24 protein-coding genes and 1 tRNA gene are annotated in these 23,260 nt (G+C 62.2%); 15 read left to right on the forward strand and 10 right to left on the reverse strand.

All coding sequences use genetic code 11. The annotated features are described in order from the left end of the window. Nucleotides 1–21: 21 nt before the first annotated feature. Entirely contained in the window at nt 22–1,650 is a 1,629-nt protein-coding gene (locus tag OE647_RS06560; protein ID WP_263720921.1) for a DNA cytosine methyltransferase, read from the reverse strand. A gap of 67 nt (nt 1,651–1,717) precedes the next feature. Here OE647_RS06560 and OE647_RS06565 point away from each other — a divergent pair, with 67 nt between their 5' ends. Continuing rightward, the gene (locus OE647_RS06565) at nt 1,718–2,182 is read left to right on the forward strand and encodes a very short patch repair endonuclease (RefSeq protein WP_263720922.1); all 465 of its coding nucleotides are present in this window, start codon (nt 1,718–1,720) and stop codon (nt 2,180–2,182) included. 230 nt (nt 2,183–2,412) lie between these two features. Here OE647_RS06565 and OE647_RS06570 read toward each other — a convergent pair whose 3' ends face one another. Genes OE647_RS06570 through OE647_RS06580 form a run of 3 tightly spaced genes read right to left on the reverse strand, consistent with a single transcriptional unit; the run spans nt 2,413 to nt 4,744 of the window. Next, nucleotides 2,413–3,819, reverse strand: coding sequence for an exonuclease domain-containing protein (locus OE647_RS06570; protein WP_263720923.1), 1,407 nt, complete (start codon nt 3,817–3,819; stop codon nt 2,413–2,415). Between the two features lie 20 nt (nt 3,820–3,839). Next, nucleotides 3,840–4,367: an ImmA/IrrE family metallo-endopeptidase gene (locus OE647_RS06575; RefSeq protein ID WP_263720924.1), complete on the reverse strand. Its 528-nt coding sequence runs from the start codon at nt 4,365–4,367 to the stop codon at nt 3,840–3,842. Continuing rightward, nucleotides 4,364–4,744: a helix-turn-helix domain-containing protein gene (locus OE647_RS06580; protein WP_263720925.1), complete on the reverse strand. Its 381-nt coding sequence runs from the start codon at nt 4,742–4,744 to the stop codon at nt 4,364–4,366. Before OE647_RS06580 ends, OE647_RS06575 begins: the two co-directional genes overlap by 4 nt. Nucleotides 4,745–4,922: 178 nt before the next feature. Here OE647_RS06580 and OE647_RS06585 point away from each other — a divergent pair, with 178 nt between their 5' ends. Genes OE647_RS06585 through OE647_RS06600 form a run of 4 tightly spaced genes read left to right on the forward strand, consistent with a single transcriptional unit; the run spans nt 4,923 to nt 7,478 of the window. Then, entirely contained in the window at nt 4,923–5,171 is a 249-nt protein-coding gene (locus OE647_RS06585; protein WP_263720926.1) for a hypothetical protein, read from the forward strand. Between the two features lie 3 nt (nt 5,172–5,174). After that, nucleotides 5,175–5,618, forward strand: coding sequence for a hypothetical protein (locus OE647_RS06590; RefSeq protein WP_263720927.1), 444 nt, complete (start codon nt 5,175–5,177; stop codon nt 5,616–5,618). 4 nt (nt 5,619–5,622) lie between these two features. Then, nucleotides 5,623–6,144: a Mov34/MPN/PAD-1 family protein gene (locus OE647_RS06595; protein WP_263720928.1), complete on the forward strand. Its 522-nt coding sequence runs from the start codon at nt 5,623–5,625 to the stop codon at nt 6,142–6,144. Further along, nucleotides 6,141–7,478: a ThiF family adenylyltransferase gene (locus OE647_RS06600; RefSeq protein WP_263720929.1), complete on the forward strand. Its 1,338-nt coding sequence runs from the start codon at nt 6,141–6,143 to the stop codon at nt 7,476–7,478. Before OE647_RS06595 ends, OE647_RS06600 begins: the two co-directional genes overlap by 4 nt. A 277-nt stretch (nt 7,479–7,755) precedes the next feature. On the opposite strand, the gene OE647_RS06605 is transcribed toward OE647_RS06600, so the two are convergent. From OE647_RS06605 to OE647_RS06625, 5 genes are all read right to left on the reverse strand, one after another. Next, nucleotides 7,756–8,154 (reverse strand): DUF5681 domain-containing protein, encoded by a 399-nt coding sequence (locus tag OE647_RS06605; protein ID WP_263720930.1) that lies wholly within the window; start codon nt 8,152–8,154, stop codon nt 7,756–7,758. Continuing rightward, the gene (locus OE647_RS06610) at nt 8,147–8,530 is read right to left on the reverse strand and encodes a DUF5681 domain-containing protein (protein WP_263720931.1); all 384 of its coding nucleotides are present in this window, start codon (nt 8,528–8,530) and stop codon (nt 8,147–8,149) included. Before OE647_RS06610 ends, OE647_RS06605 begins: the two co-directional genes overlap by 8 nt. Continuing rightward, nucleotides 8,527–9,888 carry a site-specific DNA-methyltransferase gene (locus OE647_RS06615; protein ID WP_263720932.1) on the reverse strand — a complete coding sequence of 454 codons (1,362 nt, stop codon included), beginning with the start codon at nt 9,886–9,888 and terminating at the stop codon, nt 8,527–8,529. The genes OE647_RS06610 and OE647_RS06615 overlap by 4 nt, the downstream gene beginning before the upstream one ends. 209 nt (nt 9,889–10,097) lie before the next feature. Further along, complete coding sequence (locus OE647_RS06620; protein ID WP_263720933.1) at nt 10,098–10,547, reverse strand: ParB N-terminal domain-containing protein; 450 nt, start codon at nt 10,545–10,547, stop codon at nt 10,098–10,100. Between the two features lie 384 nt (nt 10,548–10,931). After that, entirely contained in the window at nt 10,932–11,123 is a 192-nt protein-coding gene (locus tag OE647_RS06625; protein WP_263720934.1) for a helix-turn-helix domain-containing protein, read from the reverse strand. Nucleotides 11,124–11,325: 202 nt separating this feature from the next. Between OE647_RS06625 and OE647_RS06630 the strand changes: the two genes are divergently transcribed. The 10 genes from OE647_RS06630 (at nt 11,326) to OE647_RS06675 (ending at nt 22,900) form a co-directional block, all read left to right on the forward strand. Further along, a complete protein-coding gene (locus OE647_RS06630) occupies nt 11,326–11,652 on the forward strand; it encodes a DUF3489 domain-containing protein (protein WP_263720935.1) in 327 nt (108 codons plus the stop codon). Beyond that, nucleotides 11,649–12,143 (forward strand): DUF2924 domain-containing protein, encoded by a 495-nt coding sequence (locus OE647_RS06635; protein ID WP_263720936.1) that lies wholly within the window; start codon nt 11,649–11,651, stop codon nt 12,141–12,143. The genes OE647_RS06630 and OE647_RS06635 overlap by 4 nt, the downstream gene beginning before the upstream one ends. 1 nt (nt 12,144) lies before the next feature. Then, the gene (locus OE647_RS06640) at nt 12,145–13,797 is read left to right on the forward strand and encodes a recombinase family protein (protein ID WP_263720937.1); all 1,653 of its coding nucleotides are present in this window, start codon (nt 12,145–12,147) and stop codon (nt 13,795–13,797) included. A gap of 308 nt (nt 13,798–14,105) precedes the next feature. Continuing rightward, complete coding sequence (locus OE647_RS06645) at nt 14,106–14,696, forward strand: restriction endonuclease subunit S domain-containing protein (RefSeq protein ID WP_263720938.1); 591 nt, start codon at nt 14,106–14,108, stop codon at nt 14,694–14,696. Further along, nucleotides 14,696–16,213 (forward strand): type I restriction-modification system subunit M, encoded by a 1,518-nt coding sequence (locus OE647_RS06650; RefSeq protein ID WP_263720939.1) that lies wholly within the window; start codon nt 14,696–14,698, stop codon nt 16,211–16,213. Before OE647_RS06645 ends, OE647_RS06650 begins: the two co-directional genes overlap by 1 nt. After that, entirely contained in the window at nt 16,203–17,438 is a 1,236-nt protein-coding gene (locus tag OE647_RS06655; RefSeq protein ID WP_263720940.1) for a restriction endonuclease subunit S, read from the forward strand. Before OE647_RS06650 ends, OE647_RS06655 begins: the two co-directional genes overlap by 11 nt. Then, nucleotides 17,435–17,902 carry a hypothetical protein gene (locus tag OE647_RS06660; protein ID WP_263720941.1) on the forward strand — a complete coding sequence of 156 codons (468 nt, stop codon included), beginning with the start codon at nt 17,435–17,437 and terminating at the stop codon, nt 17,900–17,902. Before OE647_RS06655 ends, OE647_RS06660 begins: the two co-directional genes overlap by 4 nt. Next, entirely contained in the window at nt 17,899–18,975 is a 1,077-nt protein-coding gene (locus OE647_RS06665) for a serine/threonine-protein kinase (protein ID WP_263720942.1), read from the forward strand. Before OE647_RS06660 ends, OE647_RS06665 begins: the two co-directional genes overlap by 4 nt. Continuing rightward, complete coding sequence (locus tag OE647_RS06670; RefSeq protein ID WP_263720943.1) at nt 18,972–22,187, forward strand: type I restriction endonuclease subunit R; 3,216 nt, start codon at nt 18,972–18,974, stop codon at nt 22,185–22,187. Before OE647_RS06665 ends, OE647_RS06670 begins: the two co-directional genes overlap by 4 nt. Next, a complete protein-coding gene (locus tag OE647_RS06675; RefSeq protein ID WP_263720944.1) occupies nt 22,184–22,900 on the forward strand; it encodes a M48 family metallopeptidase in 717 nt (238 codons plus the stop codon). The genes OE647_RS06670 and OE647_RS06675 overlap by 4 nt, the downstream gene beginning before the upstream one ends. Nucleotides 22,901–23,150: 250 nt before the next feature. Here OE647_RS06675 and OE647_RS06680 read toward each other — a convergent pair. Beyond that, nucleotides 23,151–23,240 (reverse strand) — tRNA-Ser (locus tag OE647_RS06680). Nucleotides 23,241–23,260: the final 20 nt, after the last annotated feature.

Consider the following 23,260-nt stretch of genomic DNA (forward strand, 5'->3'; position numbering starts at 1 on the left):
TCGGCTCCACAAAGTGAAGGTTTAGGAAAAGTCGAACAGGCTGTTTTGTGTCGGATGCGCATCCGCCGATGACATATCCGGCTGTTGAGGATCATTGCCATCGCTCGCAGAATTAAGGCCGACAATGGCATTCAACACGATCTGTGCGATCTGGCGGGCCAGAAACGGTGGTACGGCGTTCCCGACCTGGACGTATTGCTGAGTCCGGTTTCCCATGAACAGGTAGTCATCGGGGAATGTCTGAAGGCGCGCAGCTTCGCGCACCGTGAGGCTGCGGCACTGCAAAGGATCCGGATGGATGAAGTAGTGACCGTCTTTCGAGATATGGCTCGTGACCGTTGTCGATGCCTCATCGGCCAGCTGGACCCGGAACCGGTCATTGAACACACCGCTGTGCCAGTTGCGATGATCCGGGCTCAGAGCGAGTGGAAAATCGGCGGCCTTCGGGCTGTAACCACGGACGGCCCCGAACAATGAGGCGAAGAGGTAGCGGCCGAGATCCGAGGCCATGTGTCCCCGCGTCTCGTGTTGGGCGAAAACGCGAAGCTCGGGACGCTCCAGCCAGCGCAGCAGCTCGTCGTTCGAATTGCCGTAGCTCTCAGGAAGACGTGTGTGCGTCCTACTGCCCGGAGCTTCCGTCGCCATGCGCCTTACTACTGAAGAGAATGCCTCACGGAGCGGCTGATTGTCCCTCCCGGGATGAATGCGCGCCAGCAGTTTCGCAGCATCGACAACCTCCCGCCGCCAGTCTTCTGCGCTGTCCGCCCCGCGACTGATCCCGCTTCGCAAGGGGGGCATGGAGTCAATGACGTCACTGACAGATCGTGCTGGTCCGGAGACCGCAATGGCAGCGCCGGCAGTGTTTCCTGACAAATCAGCCCTGATCCCGACGATGATTACCCGATGGCGTCGCTGCGGAACACCGAACTCTTCGGCGCGCACGACGAAGTCCGAAGGACGCAGCGCCTCCTGCAGGCTGGCCTTGCCGTCTTCGACCCGAATGGCCCGCAGCTCGTATTGTTGGCCATGGCCACTGCCGAGGGAGGTAAGGTCTTCCATCAACATCTCGAACACGAGCCGGCTCTCCACCGTCGAGGACAACATCCCCTTGACGTTCTCCATAACGAAGGCTGCCGGCCGGAGCCTGTCGAGAACCCTGATATACTCGCGGAACAGGTAATGCCGTTCATCCTCCTCCGGCACATAGCCAACCTTGCCCCTCGACCGGGCCCGACCCACGAGGGAGTAGGCCTGACACGGCGGGCCGCCGATCAGGATCGTGTCGTCGCACCCCGACTTCAGTTTCTCGATGGCAGCATCAATCGCTGTTGCCGCGGCCTCGGTACCGAGCTCTAGGCCGCGGGCCTCCTTGACGGCCAACCGCCAAGCAGACGCATCGACTTCCGACCAGTCCGGTTCAGCAGTTTCCCCCGCATGGAATTCGATGAACTGCTTCGGCAAACTGCCATGACGCGACCGGTATTCGCGGAGAAACGCGCGCAACATCAGGGTTCGGTGCGCCGATGCCTCCTTCTCGACCGAGATGCCGATCCGGAACGGCGCGTGGCCATCCTCGACAAGGGATGCAAACCCCTCGCCAAGTCCGCCGGGGCCGGCGAACAGATCAACGATACCGAAAGTCGACGGCAAATCAGGCTCCTGACGAACTTCATTCAGCCGGTGTATACCAGGTTCAGGGACGAAAACCAGGACGCATGTGACAGATATCGTGGATCAGCAGACCCGCTCGCGGATGATGTCGGGGATCAGGGGCAAGGACACGAAGCCCGAGCTCGCTCTGAGGCGGGCGTTGCACGCGCGTGGCTTTCGCTTCCGACTTCATTCCAAGAAGGTCCACGGACGACCAGACCTCGTTCTGCCGAAGTATCGCGCCGTCGTCTTCGTACATGGCTGCTTCTGGCATCGCCACGAGGGGTGCCGCTACACCACCACACCATCGACTCGCCAGGAGTTTTGGCAGGCGAAGTTCGAGGCCAATGTCGCCCGGGACGAAGCAGTTCGCGAGAAGCTTCTGGAAGACGGGTGGCGCGTTGCAACGGTGTGGGAGTGCGCTCTCCGAAAACCGGATCGGGTGAACGCCTCCGCCGACCTCCTGTCGGCTTGGCTGCGGTCGAATGAGCTTCAGCTCCAGATCGGCGACGAAGATGCGGGTAGGTCCTGACCGGAAGTTCAAGGGTCTCTCGCACGCCCGCGCCCGCTCTTGCTTGACGGCGCAATAGCTCGGCATCCACTCGATTGAAGACCCCTCCGGCAGCAGGGCCAAGTCCTCGGCCGCCTTCCCCTGGAAATCCCGGCTGCAACTGATCACTGGCGTGCGTGACTGACCCGAGCCCGTCGGAGCTGACCGTCATGCAACCGCTTATGCGAACGAATTACCGTGCATCAAAACAATCAATCTAACAATGTACCGGCCCAAGCCGCCCGCTCCAGCAAGTAATTGCGGTGCCCAGCCAGTAGGCCGGCGTCATCACCCTGGGCTACGGCAATCATGTCTTCAATCTCGGCGAGTGCCTGCGGATAGGTCAGCCACGGCTTCGTGCCGTCCGCCGCCATCAGGCGTCGGGCAATGGCCGCATCGTAATCAAGGCGCGCCACATCATCCATCAGTTCCGGCGCCTCGACATAGAGAAGGCGCTGCCCCAAGGCACGCAATCGCCCGTCCGCAAGCCGACCAATCACCGGCACGCGCTGCGTCCACTCCAAGCTATGGAACTGATCCATAAGGGCATTGTCATCGTGGGTGGTGAACCCATCGTAGATTTGTTCCTCGACATGCTCCGAGGGTTTCCGCTCTTCGCGGGACGCAAGACGAGCCACGATCAGCCGCTCGCATAGCGCGGCATCTCCTTTGACGCGCGCGGCCCGGCGCCTGAGTTCATCAAGCGCCGGCCAGGCATCACGCATGTCTTCGGGGGCATCTTCGTAAGGCATCACGATCGGCCCGGCATTCGTGCGCATGCCCCGCACGGGCTTGGGGCTTTGTGCGAGAACGCCCGCAAGGTCCTCATCATCCAGAACCGCGAGGTCATCCGGATCGTTTGAAAGATCGAGGACAAACATTTCCGAGCCATTCTCGGGATTGGTGCCGATCGCGGTCACCATCCAGGAATAGGGCCGCGCGTAGTAGAAATCGGTCAAGACAAATACGTCCTCTTCCAGCGCAAAATCCGTCACCGCGGCCTTCTGCGCAAAGCGCACGAACCGCGACCAGTGCTCCGGCTCGCGCTCGGCAATGAGCCGGCACATGTGGATCGTCGCTTCCACATCGGCCATCGCATCATGGGCCGCGCTGTGATCGAACCCGTTCGCCGGTGCCAGCCGGTCGAGTTTGAACAACTGCTTACCCCGATTATCGACGGTAATGTTCAAGGCATCCGGCGCGAAGCGCGCGACCGCCTGGATCATCCGCAGACTGTCGGTCCGGCAATTTCCGTTCGTGTTGGTGAGATAGGGCGCATGCAGCGTCTTGTAGAACGCCTGCCGGAGCAGGTGTTCATCAAAGCCGAGCGAGTTGTGACCGATGAAAATCGCCGGCGACCATTCCGTCAGTTTGGCACGGATTGCCCGCACCATCTGGTAGTGTGTCGGCAGTGACGGATCGACGAGCTGCCCGGCGGTAACACCGGTTACGCGCATCGCACCGGGGGCCGGCACGACATAGGGCAAGAGCCGGCAGCGGATTTCGAAGCGGTCGATTTCATTGAGTTCGTAGTTGGTCCTGATCGCGCCAAACTGCAGAATCTGGTCGAAGGCGGTGTTGGTCCCCGTGGTCTCGGTGTCGTAGAAGACAAAACTCATCGAGGGCCTCCCGCGTTCGCCTAGGCGAACAGGTTTCCGAGTCTGAAGCGCATTGCCGATGCGCTGACCTTGTACTGTTTGGCGAGGGCGCTGACGGCGCCTTCATCATCTATGTCGAACGGCTCGCCATCGAGCGAGGCGGCAAGGAACGACTCCGGCATCAGAAGCTCGGCGGCAAACAGATTGGCCTCGATCTCCATCTCGTTGGCGCCCGTTGCCGATACGGCGTTGCGCATCAGCATCGGGAAGCCCTTATCGACATGGATTTCCTTGGTGATCTCGGCACGGTGAAGCTGCAGATGACCGAGCTCGTGCGCGATCGTGAATCGCTGGCGGTTCGGGTGATGCAGCGCATTGACGCCGACAATCGGCGTGCCGTCCTTCACGTAGATCATCCCGGACAGCTCGTCGTCGAGCGGAGAAAAACGGAGCTGCGCGCCGAGCGCCTTGGCGATCCGCTCCACCGGCACAGGCGCCGAAGTGATGCCTTGATCTTCCAAGAGCACCTGCGCTCGTTGCTGTATTTTCGTTCTCCTCTGCGGGGTCATCGATCCTCCCTTCCGGCCTTGTCTCCGGCATTTCCGTTGTGGTTGTTCTCAAGGACGCCGCCCATCAGGCTCAACACTTCCTGGCGCTGCTTGTCGGTCAGTCCTTCTCCCGATAGCGGCAAGTCCGCCGCAGCGCCGCGCTTCCGCCCTCCGCCTTGCGGGGTCAGCAATAGCTGCACCGGCGATTCGAGTTGCAGGCCGTCAGCAAGGGCAAAAAGGTGGTGGACAAGCACCTGTTGCTTTCCCCGTTCGATATTCGCGAGCGACGCGCGCGATATCCCGACCTGCTTGGCGAGTTGGTCCTGGGTCAGACCAAGACTTTTCCTCAAACCCCTGATTCTGAGGCCTAAATCTTTGTATATGCGTTCAGCGTCCATCGCCCACCTCTAAGCGCAAACACTGGACATGTCAACTTCGCAAACCTTAATGTTTATACTACAAACATTTATTGTGATGGTGAGTTTGACATATTGCCTCTGATCTGCGATAGGGGAATCGGAACGCGGGGCTTTCCGGCGCCGCACAACGCAACGCCCGGGACACATGGAGATTGTGATGGCGCACGAAGAAGTAACTCTCGAAATCGGGACGCCGAAGGGGCTGTTCAGCGGAACCTTCCCGAAGACGGTAAAGGTCGAAGATGTGATCGAGGCCGCGGTCGAAGCGAAAGGCATCGACAGCGGCGAGGCTCTGGAGCTCGTCAATAACGGCGAGGTCCTGCAGCCGGTGCAGCGCACGCTGGTCAGCTTCGGCCTCGCCGGCACCGTGTCGCTCGAACTGGTCGCGACCGGCTCGGGGGTCTGAACGATGGCCACCGCCGGCGCGCTCGTGTTTGACGAACAGTTCCGCGATCTAAAGGAGATCGCGAGCGCCCGGCCATGGCAACTCGACGATGACTTCGTATTCGGCCTGACTGCCCGCGACGGCGAAACGTACTGGCTGAAGGTCGATTGCACCGACTACCCGGCACTTCCGCCGGCATGGCACTGGTACAGCCCCGAGAGCAAGGCGATCGACCAACCTGCCGACTCGCCGAAAGGCAGCGGATTCCTCCATGGCTCCGGACGCATTTGCGCGCCGTGGAACCGCCTTGCCTACAAGAAGATCGATCCCCAGGGACCGCACGACGACTGGGACCTGAATGGCTGGCAGACGAATCCGAAGACCGGCAGATGCACGACGCTGGCAGCAATGGCGCTGCGCATTCATGTCGAGCTCAACAGCAAACGTTATCAGGGCCGGATGAGGTAGCGCGATGTTCCGGGCCCTGAAAAAGCTCTTTGCACCCAAGCCGAAATTCAAGCCCGGCCCACCGCCGCCTTCCCGGCTGGTCATCACGCGATCCTGCATCGAAGGGCTGGGCGAGTGCCTTTCCCCCGAGATTGACCGGGGCCATGAGGGCATCGCCTATCTGCTCGGACAGAGCGACGGGACCACGACGGTCGCCGTCGCCGCCATCCGCCCGAAGGCGCGGACCACGCGCGGCAGCTTCGCGGTCGAAGCGCCGGCGATGGCGCGCGTGGTAAGGGCTGCCGTTGATCGCGGCCTGCAAGTGGTTGGTCAGGTCCATACCCATCCTGGCGAGGCGTATCATAGCGACGGCGACAACGACGGCGCCAAAATCGCCTTCACCGGCTATGTCTCGGTCGTGCTACCAGACTATGGACGGCAGCTACCGGCGCTCACTGGGGCTGCGACGTATTTCTTCCAGGCCGGCAGCCGCTTCATCCCGATGGCCCCCGACGCCATCACAGTCATTTCGGGGCGGGTCGAATGAGAGACCACGAGTACTACGCCTCCCGCGATGACCGGCTGCTGCGCTATCCCGAGGCTCGCCGCCTCGACCAGACTCGCTGGATCGCGATATCGGCAGCGCCGGACTACCTTCAGACCTACGCCGGCCAGGTGGCGGTGCTGACTGCGGCCAACCTTCTTGGCCGCATGTCCCGTCGCGTCGTGCTCGATATCCCCGCGATCGCGATGGTGGCCTCTCTTCCGTGGGCGGAACACGATCTGCGGGCCTTTGCGCTGGCCCAGATGCAGGCAGCCGACCCCCGCGGCGACTATCGTGTGCGCCAAGCCCAAGAAGGCGACCATATCCTGCACCTTGGCGCGAGCGGAGCACCTGTCATCACGCACGGCAGCGGCTGGCTCGCCTATCACGGCCCCAGCTCGTCGCCGCTGCCCCTCGATGACTCGGCGAATCCTGTTGGTGCCGCCCTCGCCGTGATAGCGGCCGCCGCGCGGCTAGCGGTGAATGGATTCGACTGCGGCCCGCAGACACCTCTTCAACTCAATGCCTTTGACTGGACGCACCAAATTGGCCCAACGCCCCCCATGCCATCTTGTCCGGACTTGGGGTCGCTATGGACGGTCGGCACGGGCTCGGTCGGCACCACGATCCTTTATTTCCTGACGCTGGCGACCCGGAAGTTCTCACCGGCCCTGTTCGACGGCGACAAAGTCAAGCGCCTGAACATCACCCGTTCTCCGATCTTCGCCGACTCCGATGTCGGCGCCTCGAAAGTGATGGTCACGGCAAACCACCTACGAGCCTGTGGTATCGCGGATGTGGTCGCCGAGCCAAAGCCACTGCACGAATCGCGTCGCTGGCTCGACCGCGAGGCCGGCACCCCCGATCTCGTCATCGCCGCCGCTAATGAGCACAACGTCCGTCACCTGATAGAGTCTCAGTTCCCGCCGATCCAGATCTACGGGACCACTGGCAAGAACTGGCAGGCGTCGGTGATCCGGCATGCGCCGCTGATCGATCCATGTTCGTGCTGCCTGTTCCCGGAGGCTACATATGCTGCGACTGCATGCGCCACCGACGCTGAAGCCGTGTCCGACAAGAGTGAACAGATCGACGCCTCCTTGCCTTTCCTGTCGTTCGCCGCGGGCCTGATGGCGGCAGCCGAGATTCTGAAATTGCATGTGCCAGGCTACGTCATGAAACCCAACCGGGCCGTCCTGATGACGAAGCCAGATCTACGGCTCGTGCGCGCAGCAGTTCCCTTTAGAGACGGATGCACATGCCAAACCCGGAGTGAGACGGTTCACGCCAAAATGATTGGCGAGAGCCGATTTGCGGGCCTGTCGATCAGCGCTTGAGAGGCACAGCAATACCTTGGAGCCGGGGCTGATTATACCCAACCGCGATCCAGCGACTCCCTCCCGCACCAGCACATCGTTTCGCGGCGCGGGATTAGGCCTCCCGAACTGCCCGATATCACTATGCACCGCACAATCTCTGGAAACCATGCTAAAGGGCAGGACGTCATGTCCGCGCCCTATGCTCAGCAGCGGGGTAAAAGGGCCCTACGGCGCCCCACAGCGCCCGTGGGGCCAGTCGAGCGCTCGCCCTGCTGTGTCTCGCCCACTGCCCGCCTCAGTCGTCCTCCAGCGGCCGGTTGCGCAGGGACTCGGTCGGCAGGCCAAGCCGTTCGAGCCGGGCGATCAGCTCTTCCCGCTTCCGACGCTTGTCATCGACCCTGGCTTCGACGGCCGGCTGGACCTCAAGCATGATGGTAACGGCCCTCAGGAGCGCCGGCACGTCGCCCTTCAGCCCTTTGCGGCAGAGCGCCAGATAGGCCGCCTCGAGCCCGGCGAGGGACACCGGGCGCCCGTCGGGGGTCCGGGCCGTTACCGGCTCCGAGAGGATCGCTGCGGCATCCCTGAGATGGTCCGTGCGGGTCTTGGGCCGACCCTTCGGATTGCCCGACTGGCCCTTCTGCCACCGACTGGTTTCGGGCGGTTTGCCATAGCCGATATCGTAATCGTTAGGCATCGCCGCCTCCGTCTTTCTTCATCGCCGCGGCGATGCGGTTGAGAACGTCCACCACCTTCCGCTTTTCCTCTTCCGGATCGAAACGGTCAGCATCAGCCGTACCGGCCTCGGCCAGGATCCGGCGCTGCAGCTCCAGCGCGCGGCGGTCACCCGCCAGCGCCAGCTCGCGCAGGCGGCGGATCAGAGCCTCGCGGATCGGAATCTGATCGTCACCGCCCTGGAGCTTGACCTTGCGGCCCAGCACCCGGTTCATGTGGCTCCAGAGATCATCCTGCTTGCGCGGCCGACCGCGGGGATTACCGGACTTACCCTTCTTGAAGCGGTGCTGTGCCGGCGGGTTGGCATACCCCGCCGGCTGGTTGCTCTGATCGGTCATTCTGCAGCCTCCGCTTCGGGCGCCCTGGCATCGGTGGCGCGCGTCTCGGCCGCAGCCGCGAAGGTCTCGCCGGTGGCCTCCAGCATCGCCTCGGCGCCCGTGAGCGCTGCGTAGCGGCGGCAGATCACGTCACAGTAGATCGGGTCGAGCTCGACCAGCCGCGCGACACGGCCGGTGCGCTCGGCCGCGATCAGCGTGGTGCCCGAGCCGCCGAAGCCGTCGAGCACGATCTCGCCGCGGCGGGTGACGTCCTTGATCGCATCGGCCACCAGCGCCACCGGCTTTACCGTCGGATGCAGCGCCAGGTCCTTCTGGTTGCCGCCGAAGCTGTTCACGCCGGGATAGTCCCAGACATTGGTCCGGTAGCGCCCATGTTCACCGAGGCCGAAGGTGTTGGTGTGCTGCGCAGTGCCGACCTTCCAGACATAGATCAGCTCATGCCGGGAGCGGTAGAAGGTCCCCATGCCACCATTGGTCTTGGCCCAGACGACGAGGTTCTTCAGCTCGCTGTAGATCTTGTCGCCCGCCGCCTGCAGCTCGGCCATATGGCGCCAGTCCATGCAGGTGTAGTGGATCGCCCCGTCGAGGCTGACCGCCGCCATGGCGCCGAGAGAGGCTTCGAGGAAGGCGGTGAAGGTGTCCGCATCCATCTCGCCCGAGGCCATGGCGAATTCGCGGTGCTTTACGGTACCGGAGCCGCAGACATGGCCGTCGATCTTCACGTTGTAGGGTGGATCGGTGAACACCGCCCGAGCGCGATCGGCACCCATGAGCGCGGCATAGGTCGCCGGGTCGCGCGCGTCGCCGCAGATAAGCCTGTGCTTGCCCAGGACCCAGACGTCGCCCGGCTGGGTCACTGCCGGCCCGGACTCGGGTTCGAGCATCTCATCAGCCGGGTCCGTGGAATCTTCGTCGGCGCTATCGTCGAGCAGCAGATCGAGCTCGGCGGTCTCGAAGCCGGTGATCTCCAGGTCGAAGTCGAGATCCAGTTCGGCCAGCGCCTGGAATTCGATCTTCAGGATCTCGCGATCCCAGCCCGCGAGCTCGGCCAGGCGGTTGTCGGCGATGACATAGGCGCGCCGCTCGGCCGGCGTGAGATGGCCCAGCACGATCGTCGGCACCTCGGCGATGCCAAGCTGCTTTGCCGCCGCCACGCGGCCGTGGCCGGCGACGATGCCGCCCTTTTCGTCGATCAGCACCGGGTTGGTGAAGCCGAACTTGCGGATCGATGCCGCGATCTGCGCGATCTGCTTGTCGCTATGGGTGCGGGCATTGCCTGCGTAGGGAATGAGATCGCCGGTCTTGCGATAGGTGATCTTGAGCCGGGTGCTTTCCGGCAGGGTCTTGATGTCAGCCATTCTGGGGCCTTTCGGTTTCGCGCTGCCGGCTCGCCGTGACAGGGGCCAGCGCCCAAACGGGCGAGCCGGACAGTGCTGTTTCAGGGAGAGGCCGGACCGTCAGGTCCCCCGCGAAGGGCCGGTTTCCCGGCACAAGATCGGCAGGCCCCCCACCGATCACTTCGCGTCGTTTAATCTGGGCCGCGACTGTGGCGCAGCTCAGCTGTTCACTAGGCCGCGACTGCCGATTTCGCAGCAAAGAGTTCGAGCGCGAGGCGACCACTCGCGGTGAAGGACAGAATATGCTGCGCCTCGACGCGGAAGACTTCCGGATCGAGGCCTGCAATCTTGTAGAAATGGTGCGTCATGTGGAAGTAGACGCGGCGTTCGAACTCATCGAGATCTTCCAGCCGCAGTGCCGGAATGTCCTCGAGGCCAATCCGTGCCGCGGCTTCGACAAGACCCTGTCCGGCGACAATGACATTTACTTCGTCAACCAGAACCGGGTTCAGGAAGCCCATCGTGCAGATGGCCTCGACAATTTCGCTGATATCTTCTGCATCAAGCTCACCCATAGGCTGATAGTCACGGGTGAGCGCCTCAGGGTTCACGCGATACAGACGATCACGCAGGACCGGGTCAACCATATAGGTCTCCAGATCCAATTTCTCTTTCGCCATTGGGAATCCTTTCCATCAACTGGCAGTCACGCAAGGCGCGACAAGACAAGCTGCGAAGCACAAGCCTCTCAGCGGTTCAATCGATGTATGGAAGGCCGAACCAACATTGGGTCCTGTTGCGAAGGGCCGGGTATCCGGCAACGAGCGGAAGACCTACGATCCGTCCCACTCCGCGTTTTCGTGTGGAGGATTATTTGGTAAATCAGTGGAGTCGCGCAAGAGGCAGTCTTGAATTTTCTTACTATATTCAATGCATTAGGGCGTTTAAACGCTCTGCCTTTCGTCCGACAGAAAAACATTTCGCATAGTTTCAAGGCCTTACGCTGTGTTGCAGAAATACGTCTGTTCGAGGTAAGAACGCGCGCCTGCAAGACAGACGGAACATCATTCCAGCAGTCTGCCGACGGTCAAGTCCGGCGCCGCCGCGAGATTGTTGACCACCGTGATCATCAAATTACGCGCGCCGCGCTCAAGATCGCTCACGTGGGTCCAGTGCAGTCCCGCCTCATGCGCGAACTCCTCTTGCGACCGGCATTTCGGCTGGCGCAGGCGGCAAATTCCCGGATCCGACCTCAAGCCGGGTTATCGAATTTCGCAACCAAGTTTCGATGACTGTCTTCCGACACCAACTGGAAGTTCCCGCTGGACTTCCTTGGCCCCGCAAGCGGTAGTCGGATGACGCCGACACAGCGTTGTCGCTCGGCATCGCCGCCCGGAATTCCGGGCTCTGCCTGGTAGAAGGGCCGGAATGGATCCTGCCCGAACCAGGAGACCGACAATGGCGAAGAAGCCCAACACCAACCCCGAAACTACCAAAGCGACGAAGCTGCCGGCCAAGACCACACCTTCGGCCCGCGCCGAGAGTAAGAAGACCCGACTGATAGAAATGTTGCACAAGGACGACGGCAGCACGATCACCACGATCAGCGCGGCACTCGGCTGGCAGCCCCATACGACGCGCGCGGCCATCACCGGGTTGCGCAAGACGGGCCACAAGGTCGAAACGGCGAAGCCGGCTGACGGCAGCTCCGGGCTGATCTACCGGATCCCGTTCAAGCCCGATGCCAGTGCGAAACCGTGGAACGACGCGGAGGCGCGCCAATGAATTCGGCCGATCGGCGAGTTGCGCCAAGAGACCTGCCTGAGGCTCTTGCTGCAGTCGAAACCGCAGATCGCGCCGGCCTGCTCGGTCTCTGGCGCGAGGTGATTGGGGCACCTCCCCCAAAGAACCTCTCGCTGCCCTTCCTGCGTCGGGCGCTCGCCTTCGAATTGCAATGTCAGATGCTTGGCGGTCCCAAGGCCCGAACGATCGAGGACCTAGGCCGCATCGCCGCGGGTTCCGCATCTCGGGCGTCCGTTGGCACCAAGCTGCGCCCCGGCGCGAAGCTGGTCCGAGAATGGCAGGGCCGCACTTGGACCGTCGAGGTGATCGACGGCGGGTTCTTGATGGCCGGGGAGCGGTATGTGTCGCTCTCCGCCATTGCCAGGAAGATCACCGGGGCCCGCTGGTCGGGCCCCCGGTTTTTCGGGCTGACGGGCGACGCCGGACGGGATGCACCGCCCACCAAGCCGTCTCAGCGCGGAAAGGCAGCTTGAGATGGCGCGCCGGATCCGTTGTGCAATCTACACCCGGAAATCCTCCGAGGAAGGACTCGATCAGGACTTCAACTCGCTTGATGCCCAGCACGAGGCCTGTGCCGCCTATGTGACGAGCCAGAAGGCGGAAGGTTGGGTGCTGGTCCCGACCCGCTACGATGACGGCGGGCTGTCCGGGGGGACCATGGAGCGGCCTGCGCTGCAGCGCCTGCTCGCGGATATCGAGGCGGGGCTCGTTGATCAGATTGTCGTCTACAAGATAGACCGACTGACCCGGTCGCTCTCCGACTTCGCGAAAATTGTCGATCGGCTTGATGCAGCCGGCGCCTCCTTCGTCTCGGTCACGCAGTCCTTCAACACCGCCACCAGCATGGGACGGCTAACGCTGAATATGCTCCTCAGCTTCGCGCAGTTCGAGCGCGAGGTGACAGCGGAACGGATCCGCGACAAGATCGCCGCCTCGAAGAAGAAGGGGCTCTGGATGGGCGGCACAGTTCCCTTCGGCTACCAGCCTGACGGCCGCAGCCTGAAGATCGACGAGACCGAAGCGCCAATCGTCCGCCGCATCCATGACCTCTATTACGATCTCGGCTCGGTCCGCGCAGTCGCCGAACGTGCGGAAGAACTTGACTATCGAACGCGGTTGCGGTCGTTCGCGAAGGGCACATCGACCGGCGGCACATCATTCAGCCGCGGGCACATCTATCAGATCCTGAGGAATCCGCTTTACGCCGGCCGCATCCGGCACCGGGATAAGATCTATGACGGGCAGCATCCCGCAATCATTGACCCTGCGGCATGGGACGAAATGCAAGAACGTCTTGCCTCCGAAGCGGCCCGAACCCGCGGTCGGTCGAACGCGACGGAACGCTCGCCCTTGGTCGGCAAGCTCTTCGATGAGACCGGAGATCGGTTGACCCCGAGCCATTCTCGGAAAAACGGCAAGCGTCTGCGCTACTACATCTCGCGCAGGTTGGTGACCGACCGGCGTGAGAAACACGCCGATGCATGGCGGTTGCCGGCCCGGGATCTTGAGAACGGATTAGCACGGATTCTGCGGGATCACCTGCGCAAACCCACCTTGGTGACCGATCTGGTCCGGGGCATCACGGCCTCTGAGGTCCCCGCGCTGCAGGAGAAGCTTCTGCAAGTCGCGAATAATTGTGACCCAGAGGGCAGCGCTGACTTCTGGGCACCGCTGTTGCGCCGCGCCGATCTTGCGCAGGGTAGCATCCTCTTGCGGCTCGACCGGAAGGTTCTGGCGGAACGGCTTGGCATCGCGCCGGATCGGATTGAAAGCTCGGCCCGACGGATTCCCGCATCCTTTCAGATGCAACGTCGAGGTGTCGAAGCACGCATCATTCTCGGTAGCGCGGTCCCGCGGGTCGATCCAGTGCTTGCGAAGAACATCCTGACTGCACAACGATGGTACGCGGCCATTAAGGACGGCGCCTCCTTCGGCGACCTTGCTATTCGAGAGAAAACCACCTCGAGCCGCATCCAGCAGATGATCGGTCTCGCCTTCCTCGCCCCAGATATTCTGGATCAGGTGGCAGCGGGTAGCCAGCCCGTTGCCTTCACATCGGAATGGTTCAAGCGAAGGCAGCTGCCCCTGGAATGGGATATGCAGCAGCGCGTTTTTGGTAGTCTCTGACTTTTCATTTCCCTGCAAAATCGCATAATAATAAAAGCTTGGACTGCAACGCCGATCTCTTCTCATTGCTCGCCAATGTATATCGCTCGTCCGGCGTCAGAGCCCGAGCAGAGAAGATGTGTCTAGCTGAACCGGGACAGCGCGCCGCGGCCGGAGGCGTCACTGGGCCTGCGCGGGGTCCAACTCCGGTCACATGCAATCAGCAAACTGCCACTTTTTCTCTGTAGGGATAAAACTGCATTTCATAGAATTGACTCGCGGGGCAAACTAGTCTAAATCTCTGTATATGGCTTACAGAGGATTTCCCCATGAGGCTCGCGGAGCTCTCCGACATTCACTCCGGCTACACGGCGCGCGGCAGGCTCGATCCGCTGCCGGAGGGTGGCATGCCGGCGCTGCAGCTGCGTGACGTCGGGGCTAGCGGTGAGGCGCCCGGCCCGGACTTCCAGAGGTACGACCTGGACAAGCTGTCCGACCGATACTTTGTCCGCGGCGGCGAGGTTGTCTTTCGATCGCGTGGCGAGCCGAACGCCGCGGCGGCCATTCCCGCTTCGCTGCCGGAGCCCGTCGTGGTCATCGTCCCATTGGTGATCATTCGCCCCGACAGGGACCGAGTTCTCCCCGAATACGTGGCATGGGCCATCAACCAGCCCGATGCGCAGCGCAGGCTCGGCGCGGAGGCACAGGGCACAAGCCTCAGGATGATCCCGATGACAGTCCTCGAGAACCTCGAGATCGCCGTCCCCGACCTGCCCACACAGAAACGTATCGTCGAACTTGATGCCCTCGCTCGGCAGGAGGGGCAACTGCTCCGACAGCTCGCGGCGCGCAGGGAAACGCTCGTAAGCGCCATTCTCGGCGATGCCGCGAAGGCCGCCGACCAGAAGGAAATTGCCTGATGACCGATCAGATTACCCAGCAGCAGATCAACCAGACCGCCTGGGCGGCCTGCGACACCTTCCGGGGCGCCGTCGATGCCGGCCAGTACAAGGACTACATCCTCGTGATGTTGTTCCTGAAGTACATTTCGGACCTCTGGAACGACCACCTCGAGACTTACCGCAAGCAGTATGGCGACGATGAGGCCCGCATTCGTCGCCGGCTCGAGCGCGAGCGGTTTGTCCTGCCAGAGGGCGCCAGCTTCTACGACCTGCACGCCAAGCGGAACGAGCCCAATATCGGCGAATTGATCAACATCGCTCTTGAGGCGATCCAGGACTCGAACCTCGCGAAGTTGGATGGCGTCTTCCGCAACATCGACTTCAACTCCGAGGCCAATCTCGGCCGCCCGAAGGATCGCAACCGCCGCCTCAAGAACCTCCTTGAGGACTTCGCCAAGCCTGCTCTCGACCTGCGCCCGTCGCGGGTGACCGAAGACATCATCGGCGAGTGCTACATCTACCTGATCTCTCGCTTCGCTTCGGACGCCGGAAAGAAGGCGGGCGAATTCTTCACACCGGCGCCGGTTTCGCGGCTTCTGGCCAAGCTTGCGGCGCCGCAGCCCGGTAACACGATCTGCGACCCCGCCTGCGGTTCCGGCTCGCTGCTGATCCAGGCTTCGCAGGAGGTCGGGTCCGAGAACTTTGCCCTATACGGGCAGGAGGTGAACGGGGCGACATGGGCGCTGGCCCGGATGAACATGTTCCTGCATGCCAAGGACGCCGCCCGCATCGAATGGTGCGACACGCTCAACAGTCCGGCGCTGGTCGAGGGCGACCACCTGATGCGGTTCGACGTGGTGCTCGCAAATCCACCGTTCTCGCTTGACAAGTGGGGCGCGGAGGATGCGGACAGCGACCAGTACAATCGCTTCTGGCGTGGCGTGCCGCCCAAGTCCAAGGGCGACTACGCCTTCATCACCCACATGATCGAGATCGCCAAGCGGCAGTCCGGTCGCGTGGCGGTGATCGTGCCGCATGGCGTCCTGTTCCGGGGCGGGGCCGAGGGGCGCATCCGCCAGCAGCTGATCGAGGAGAACCTGCTCGACGCTGTCGTCGGCCTGCCCGCGAACCTGTTCACCACCACGGGGATCCCGGTCGCCATCCTGATCTTCGACCGCTCGCGCGAGGAAGGCGGCGCGAACGCAGACCGGCGCGACGTGCTGTTCATCGACGCCAGCAAGGAGTTTACGCCGGGCAAGACACAGAACGTGATGGACGAGACGCATGTGGCCAAGGTGCTGGAGACCTACGCCACCCGCGCCGAGGTCGAGCGGTATTCGCACCGGGCAAGCCCCGAGGAGATCGCCGAGAACGGATACAACCTCAACATCCCCCGCTACGTCGACACCTTCGAGCCGGAGGAGGAGATCGACGTGGCCGCCGTGCAGAAGGACATCCTGCGGATCGAAGGCGAGCTGGCCGAGGTTCGGGCGAAGATGGCCGGATACCTGAAGGAGCTCGGCGTTGAGGTTTGATGCTCCCCAAGGTTGGACCCTCGTGCCATTGTCCGAAGTCGCCACCGTTCAAACGGGACTGGCGATGGGCAAAGCGGTGAACAGTGAAGCGCTGGAATTGCCTTATCTGCGGGTGGCGAATGTTCAGGACGGGCACCTCGATCTCGAGGTAATCAAGACAGTTACGGTTTCTCCAAGCGATGTAGACCGGTTCTCGCTCCAACCAGGGGATGTGCTTTTTACGGAAGGCGGAGATTTCGACAAACTGGGTCGCGGGACGGTCTGGCGTGGAGAGATCCCGAATTGCCTGCACCAGAACCATGTGTTCGCTGTCAGACCATCACCTTCGAAGTTGCTGCCCGAGTTTCTCGCGGCGCTTGCCTCGTCTGCTCATGGGCGGCGCTATTTCCAGCTGTCATCCAAGCAGAGCACTAATCTGGCGAGCATCAACTCCACTCAGTTGAAGGAATTCCCTGTCCCACTGCCTTCACTCGATCTGCAGCGCAAGATCACCGAGATCCTGCGGACCTGGGATAAGGCGCTCGAAAAGCTAACTGCCCTCCGCGCGCTGAACATCCGCCGCCGAATCTGGCTCCGGACCCATCTGTTTACCGGCAAGGTCAGGTTGCCCGGCTTCACGGGTGAGTGGCGCGTTATCCCGCTGAGCGAAGTTCTCCACGAGCATTGCTCGAAATCGACCGGCGCGGAGGCGGTCTATTCGGTCTCGGTCCACAAGGGGCTGGTGAACCAGGTAGAGCATCTCGGCCGATCGTTCTCGGCTGCGAACACCGACCACTACAACCGCGTCCTTCCGGGCGACATCGTCTATACCAAGAGCCCCACGGGCGATTTCCCGCTCGGCATCATCAAGCAGAGCAAGATCGACCGCGAGGTCATCGTCTCGCCGCTCTACGGGGTCTTCACCCCGCAGACTTACGCGCTTGGCGTGATCCTCGACGCGCTCTTCGAGTCTCCGCTGGCCGCGCGCAACTACCTCCACCCCCTCGTGCAGAAGGGCGCCAAGAACACGATCGCAGTTACAAACAGCCAGTTCCTCGAAGGCAAGCTCCGTCTCCCGATGGACCCAGCGGAACAGGCCGCCATCGCCGACATCGTGACCGCCTCTCATGCGGAGTGCGCCGGCATCGACGCAGAGATCGAAGCCCTGAGCCGCCAGAAGCGCGGCCTCATGCAGAAGCTGCTGACAGGCGAGTGGCGGGTGAATTCAGAGAAGGAATTGGCATGAAGGTTCTCGGATTTCGCGGCGACCCGAAGGCGCCCCGCTATGCAGTCGTGTCGGAGGTGGGCGACACCTACACGCTGGAGAACGCCGCCAGTGACAACAAGCTGTCCGTCCCTGCTTCGATCGGTGAGGACGCCGATGCCGAACGGCTGGACTGGCTTTACCGCGAAATCCTCGCGATCTTCGACGCCCACCCAGGCATCGAGAAGGTGATGATCAAGCAGAACGAATACACGCAGAGCGACACCAAGGCGAAGCGCAAGTCTGCGCATGCCGATGCCGCCGTCGTGCTCGCCTGTGCGCATCGCGGCATCCCGGTCGAGCTGAAGATCTACTCGTCGATGCCCACGACGAGCAAGGACACGAAGCAGCACGCCGAGACCCGGGTCGGAAAGACCGACAAGTACTGGGACAACAAGATGGCGGACGCCGTCAATGCGGCATGGTGGGGGCTGCGCCAGCCATGAACCAGCTTGTCCCTGTCACCCTCACACCCGGCATGAACCTCTACAAGTACCACCTTGTCAGCAGGATCGGCCGTGGAAGCTTCGGCGAGGTCTGGCTCGCGCACGATCTGGCGGTGCAGCGCGAGTACGCGGTCAAGATCCTCCAGCCTGGGGTGTCAGTGGACGAGCGGCTGCGTGAAGCCCAGATCGGCAACCGGCTCGAGCACAACAACCTCGCGTATGTCCACCAGGCCGATGTCGTGCCGATATCGGGGGAGCATGCTGTCATCCTCGCCATGGACTACCAGCCTAGCGGCTCGGTCGAGACGTTGGCGAATCCGGCCGGCTATCTGCCGCTTCCCGCCGTCCTGCGGATCGCTCGAGATATTCTGCAGGGGCTGGAGTATCTCCATGCGCGCAGTTTTTACCACAACGATATCAAGCCAGGGAACATCCTGCTGGGGCCCCAGCAGCAGGCCATGTTGTCGGATTATGGGATCACTGGCGTGTCATCGAACGGTGCCCCGGTCGCGGCCCCGAATGCCTACGTTCTCCACCGTGCACCGGAAGTCCTCACGACCGGAAACATCGGCGTCAGTTCGGACATCTTCCAGGTCGGGATGACCCTTGCGAGGTTGCTGATCCACCTGGACCATTTGCGTGCAGTCCGCTCCAGCATCGGCACGGCGCAGTACGAAAAGGACATTGCGTCGGGGAAGCTGCTTCAGGCAAAGGACTTCGGGTGCCACATCCCAGCGGCAGTTCGGCGCGTGATCCTGAAAGCCGTCCATCCTGATCCGGCCAAACGGTACACTAGCGCGCTCGAGATGCGGCGCTCGCTCGAGAAGCTGGACTATCCCGGGCACTGGACCGTCGACGCTGCCGGCAATGAGGTCGGCAAATGCGGGACCTACGAGTTCTCGCACTCGGTCTCGCCTGTGGCAGGCGGGATGTTCGACGTGACCTGCAGCAAGCGCAATGTGGTCTCCGGCAATACTCAGCGCGTCACCCAGTTCTGCAAGCGGGGTCTAACCCAGAAGCAGGCGGAAAAGGTCGTCGCGGATTTCAAGCAATTCGTGGTGACCGGGAAATGACCTTCAACGCCACCGAGAAACACCAGTCCCAGGTTCCGGCGCTGCAGTTGCTGGTTGCGCTTGGGTTCACGCCGCTCTCGCAGGAGGAGGCGCTTCGCCTGCGCGGCGGGCGTCTGCGGAACGTGGTGCTGGACGATGTGCTCGCTGAGCAACTCATGCGCATCAACCGATTCACGCATCGCGGCCGCGAGTATGGGTTCGATCTTGAGGATGCGCACGAGGCGATGCGGCGGCTGAAGCCCACGCCAGATCGGCTGAAGGGGCTGCGCGGCACGAACCAGGACATCTACGACACGCTCGTCCTCGGCACGACCATCACGAAGTCCATCGACGGCGACTCTAAGAGCTACTCGTTCCGCTACATCGATTGGGAGCGGCCGGAGAACAACGTCTTTCACGTCACGGCAGAGTTCTCGGTCGAAAGGACCGCATCGAGCCAGACCAAGCGCTGCGACATCGTCGCGTTCGTGAATGGCATCCCGATCCTGGTGATCGAGAACAAGCGGCCGACCGAAAGCCTGAAGAAGGCGGACAGCCAGCTGATCGGCTACCAGAACGAGGACAATATCCCGCAGCTCTTCCACTTCGCTCAGCTGCTGATCGGCATGAACCGGAACGAGGCGCGCTACGCGACCGTAGGGACGCCGCGGAAGTTCTGGCAGACTTGGCGCGACGAGGAAGACACCGACGAGGCCATCGCGCCCTTTGCCAACCGCGTGCTCACCGCGGCGGAGAAGGACGCCATCTTCTCCCGTGATTTCGCGGGCGCGCGAGCCTATTTCGACGCGCTGGCCGCTGAGGGCGAGCGCACGGTCACGGTTCAGGACCGGACGGTGTACGCGCTGTGTCGCCCCGAGCGAATGCTCGATCTCATCCGCCGTTTCACCGTATTCGATGGCGGCGTCCGCAAGGTTGCTCGCCATCAGCAGTTCTTCGGGATCCGGCGCGCGGTCGAGACGGTCAAGCAGCACGATGTCAGCGGCGCCCGCAAGGGTGGCGTGATCTGGCATACCCAGGGCTCGGGCAAGTCGCTCACCATGGTGATGCTGGGGCGCTCGCTTGCTCTCGAGCGCAGCATCGAGAACCCGCGGATAATCATCGTCACGGACCGCGACGATCTCGACAAGCAGATCAAGGACACCTTCAAGTCCTGTGACCTCGAGCCGGTCCGCGCGACGAGTGGGGTGCATCTGCTGGAGCTCGTCCACAACAAGGCTCCGCTGGTCACCACGATCATCAACAAGTTCGACACGGCGCTGAAGAACAGCAAGCTGGTGGACGAGGATCCCAACATCTTCGTGCTGGTCGACGAAAGCCACAGGACGCAGACGGGTCGCTACGGCGGCCACAGCCAGTTCGCCGCCAAGATGCGGCGCCTTCTGCCCAAGACCTGCTACCTCGGCTTCACCGGCACGCCCCTACTTAAGAAGGAGAAGAACACGCTGTCGACCTTCGGGCGGCTGATCCACCGCTACGCGATCGACGAGGCGGTCGCCGACGGCGCCGTCGTGCCGCTGCTCTACGAGGGACGGCTTGTCGAGCAGCAGGTCTCGGGCACTGTGATCGACCGATGGTTCGAGAAGATCAGCGAGGGGCTCACCGAGGACCAGAAGCGTGATCTGAAGCGGAAGTTTTCCCGGATGGACGCTCTGGCCAAGACCGACCAAGCCATCCGAGCCAAGGCCTTCGACATCTCCGAGCACTATCGCCAGCACTGGCAGGGGACCGGCTTCAAGGCGCAGCTCGTTGCCCCGTCCAAGGCGGCGGCGGTCCGCTTCAAGGAGGTTCTCGACGAGATCGGCCACGTCTCGAGCGCGATTGTCATCTCGCCTCCGGACGAGAACGAAGGCAACGAGGAGGTCGACCAGGAATCCAAGGACCTCGTGCGCCGCTTCTGGTCGCAGATGATGGCGAAGTACAAGACCGAGGAGGAGTACAACCGCCAGATCATCGATGCATTCAAGGGCTCCGGCGATCCGGAGATCCTGATCGTCGTCTCCAAGCTTCTCACCGGCTTCGACGCCCCCCGGAACACGGTGCTCTACGTCTGCAAGTCCCTGAAGGAACACAATCTCCTGCAGGCGATTGCGCGCGTGAACCGTCTGTACGAGGACGGTGGCACGGAGAAGCAGTTCGGTTTCATCGTCGATTACGAGGGGCTGCTGGGCGAGTTGGACAGCGCCCTGACGACCTATAGCGCCTTCGAAGGTTACGAGGCCGCGGACCTCGCAGGGACGGTGCACGATGTCCGGGAGGAGATCCGCAAGCTACCCCAGCTGCACGATCAGCTTTGGGACCTTTTCAAGCCGGTGAAGAACAAGAAGGACATGGAACAGTTCGAGCAGCACCTCGCTGACGAGGCGCTGCGCCACGAGTTCTACGCGCGCCTCAAGGCATTCAGCCGCTGCCTGCACATCTCGCTCTCGTCCGACAAGCTGTTCGATGTCTTCGACGAGGCAAAAATCGATGCTCTGAAGCGCGACTGGAAACAGTTCTCCGAACTCAAGCGCTCGGTCCAGCTCCGCTACCAGGAGACGGTCGATGTCCGCGAGTTCGAGCCGAAGATTCAGAAGCTGCTCGATGACCACGTTGTGGCGATGCCTGCCGAGACCATCATCGAGGTGGTCAACATCAACGATCCCGACGCGCTGAAGGCTGTCGTCGAGGAGACTGGCGTCTCAGAAGCCTCGAGGGCAGACCGCATCGCCAGCGCAACCCGGCGGGCAATCACCGAGAAGATGGATGAGGACCCGACGTTCTACAAAGAGTTCTCCGAGCTGCTCGAAGAAACCATCCGCGCCTATCGCGAGAAGCGGCTGTCCGAGCGCGACTACCTGAACAGCGTCGTGAACCTCGCGAGCAAGGTCGGACGCAAGGACCGGGGCCGGGGTGTTCCGGAAAGCATCCGGGGCGATGAGGATGCACAGGCGTTCTTCGGGATTCTGGACGGTCAGCTGAAGACCGCAGGAGACGTGCTGGTTGGAGGCGAGGATGCAGCAAACATCGCTCAACAGATCATCGACATCATCAAGTCGCACCTGATCGTGGACATCTGGTCGAACGAGGTCGCCCAAAACAATCTGCGGAATGCAATCGATGACTACTTCTTCGACGTCCTGCGCGACGAAAAGAGCGTAGACCTCCCCGTGGAGGTGCTCGACGAGCTCGAGTTGAAGATCATGGATCTCGCCCGGGCCAGGTTCGCGGCATGACACGGGAGTTGCACTACCTGCAGTACGGCGCGCAGGAGATCCAATACGAGATCGTCCGCCGCCCGAGGAAGACACTGGAGATCTCCGTCGAGCCGGATGCATCGGTGGTGATCGCGGCCCCGGAGGACTCGACGCTCGACGCCATCGAAGCCAAGCTGCGGAAGCGGGCAGCTTGGGTGACGAGGCAGCAGCGGTACTTCTCCCAGTTCCTGCCGCGGACGCCGGAGCGCAGGTTCGTCGCCGGAGAGACGCATCTCTACCTGGGGCGGCAGTATCGGCTGAAGGTCGTCCCGCATGTCCAAGAGAGCGTGAAGCTGATCCGCGGCTACATCGTCGTGCAGACTCACCGGCCTAACCGGCCTGAGATCACGCGCGAACTTGTCGAGGCATGGTACCGGGACCGGGCCCACATCAAGTTTCCAGAGCGCATCAAACTCTGTCTCGGCCACTTCCCGAACCCCGAGGCATTTCGGCCGAAAGGTCTCATCGTGCGTCAGACCAGGAAGCGATGGGGGTCCATGTCGCCGGCCGGACGCTTGCTGCTCAATCGCCGCCTAGTACAGGCACCGGTCGATGCCATAGACTACGTGATCACCCACGAGCTCTGTCACGTGGCGGAGCCCCATCACGGAACGGCGTTCTTCGAACTCCTCGACAAAGTATTGCCTGACTGGGAACGACGGAAGCAGAGGCTAGAACGGGCGATGGCCTGAAACCTTCCGAGACTGACCGTAGCCGATCAAAGTCCACGCCAGCTTGCTGGTGCCCTGAAGTCAAGTCCAGCGCCCGTAGCCACGGCCGGAAACCGTATCGCGCCAAATGCCAAACAGAGACTCGCCCCATTTTGAGCGTTTATTTCGCCTGCAATTTCAAGTCTCTAGGGGGCAGCTCGCCTCGTATGTCGCGGGAACTGCGCCACAATACGCGAGGCGTAAAATCGTTTAAAATCAATAGATTATGTGGTGGCGGACAGAGAGGGATTCGAACCCTCGAGACGGTTCCCCGCCTACACACTTTCCAGGCGTGCGCCTTCGACCACTCGGCCATCTGTCCGTGGCGCGGTGTTTACAAGG

This window comes from Albidovulum sediminicola, from assembly GCF_025751575.1.
Taxonomy (GTDB): domain Bacteria; phylum Pseudomonadota; class Alphaproteobacteria; order Rhodobacterales; family Rhodobacteraceae; genus Albidovulum; species Albidovulum sediminicola.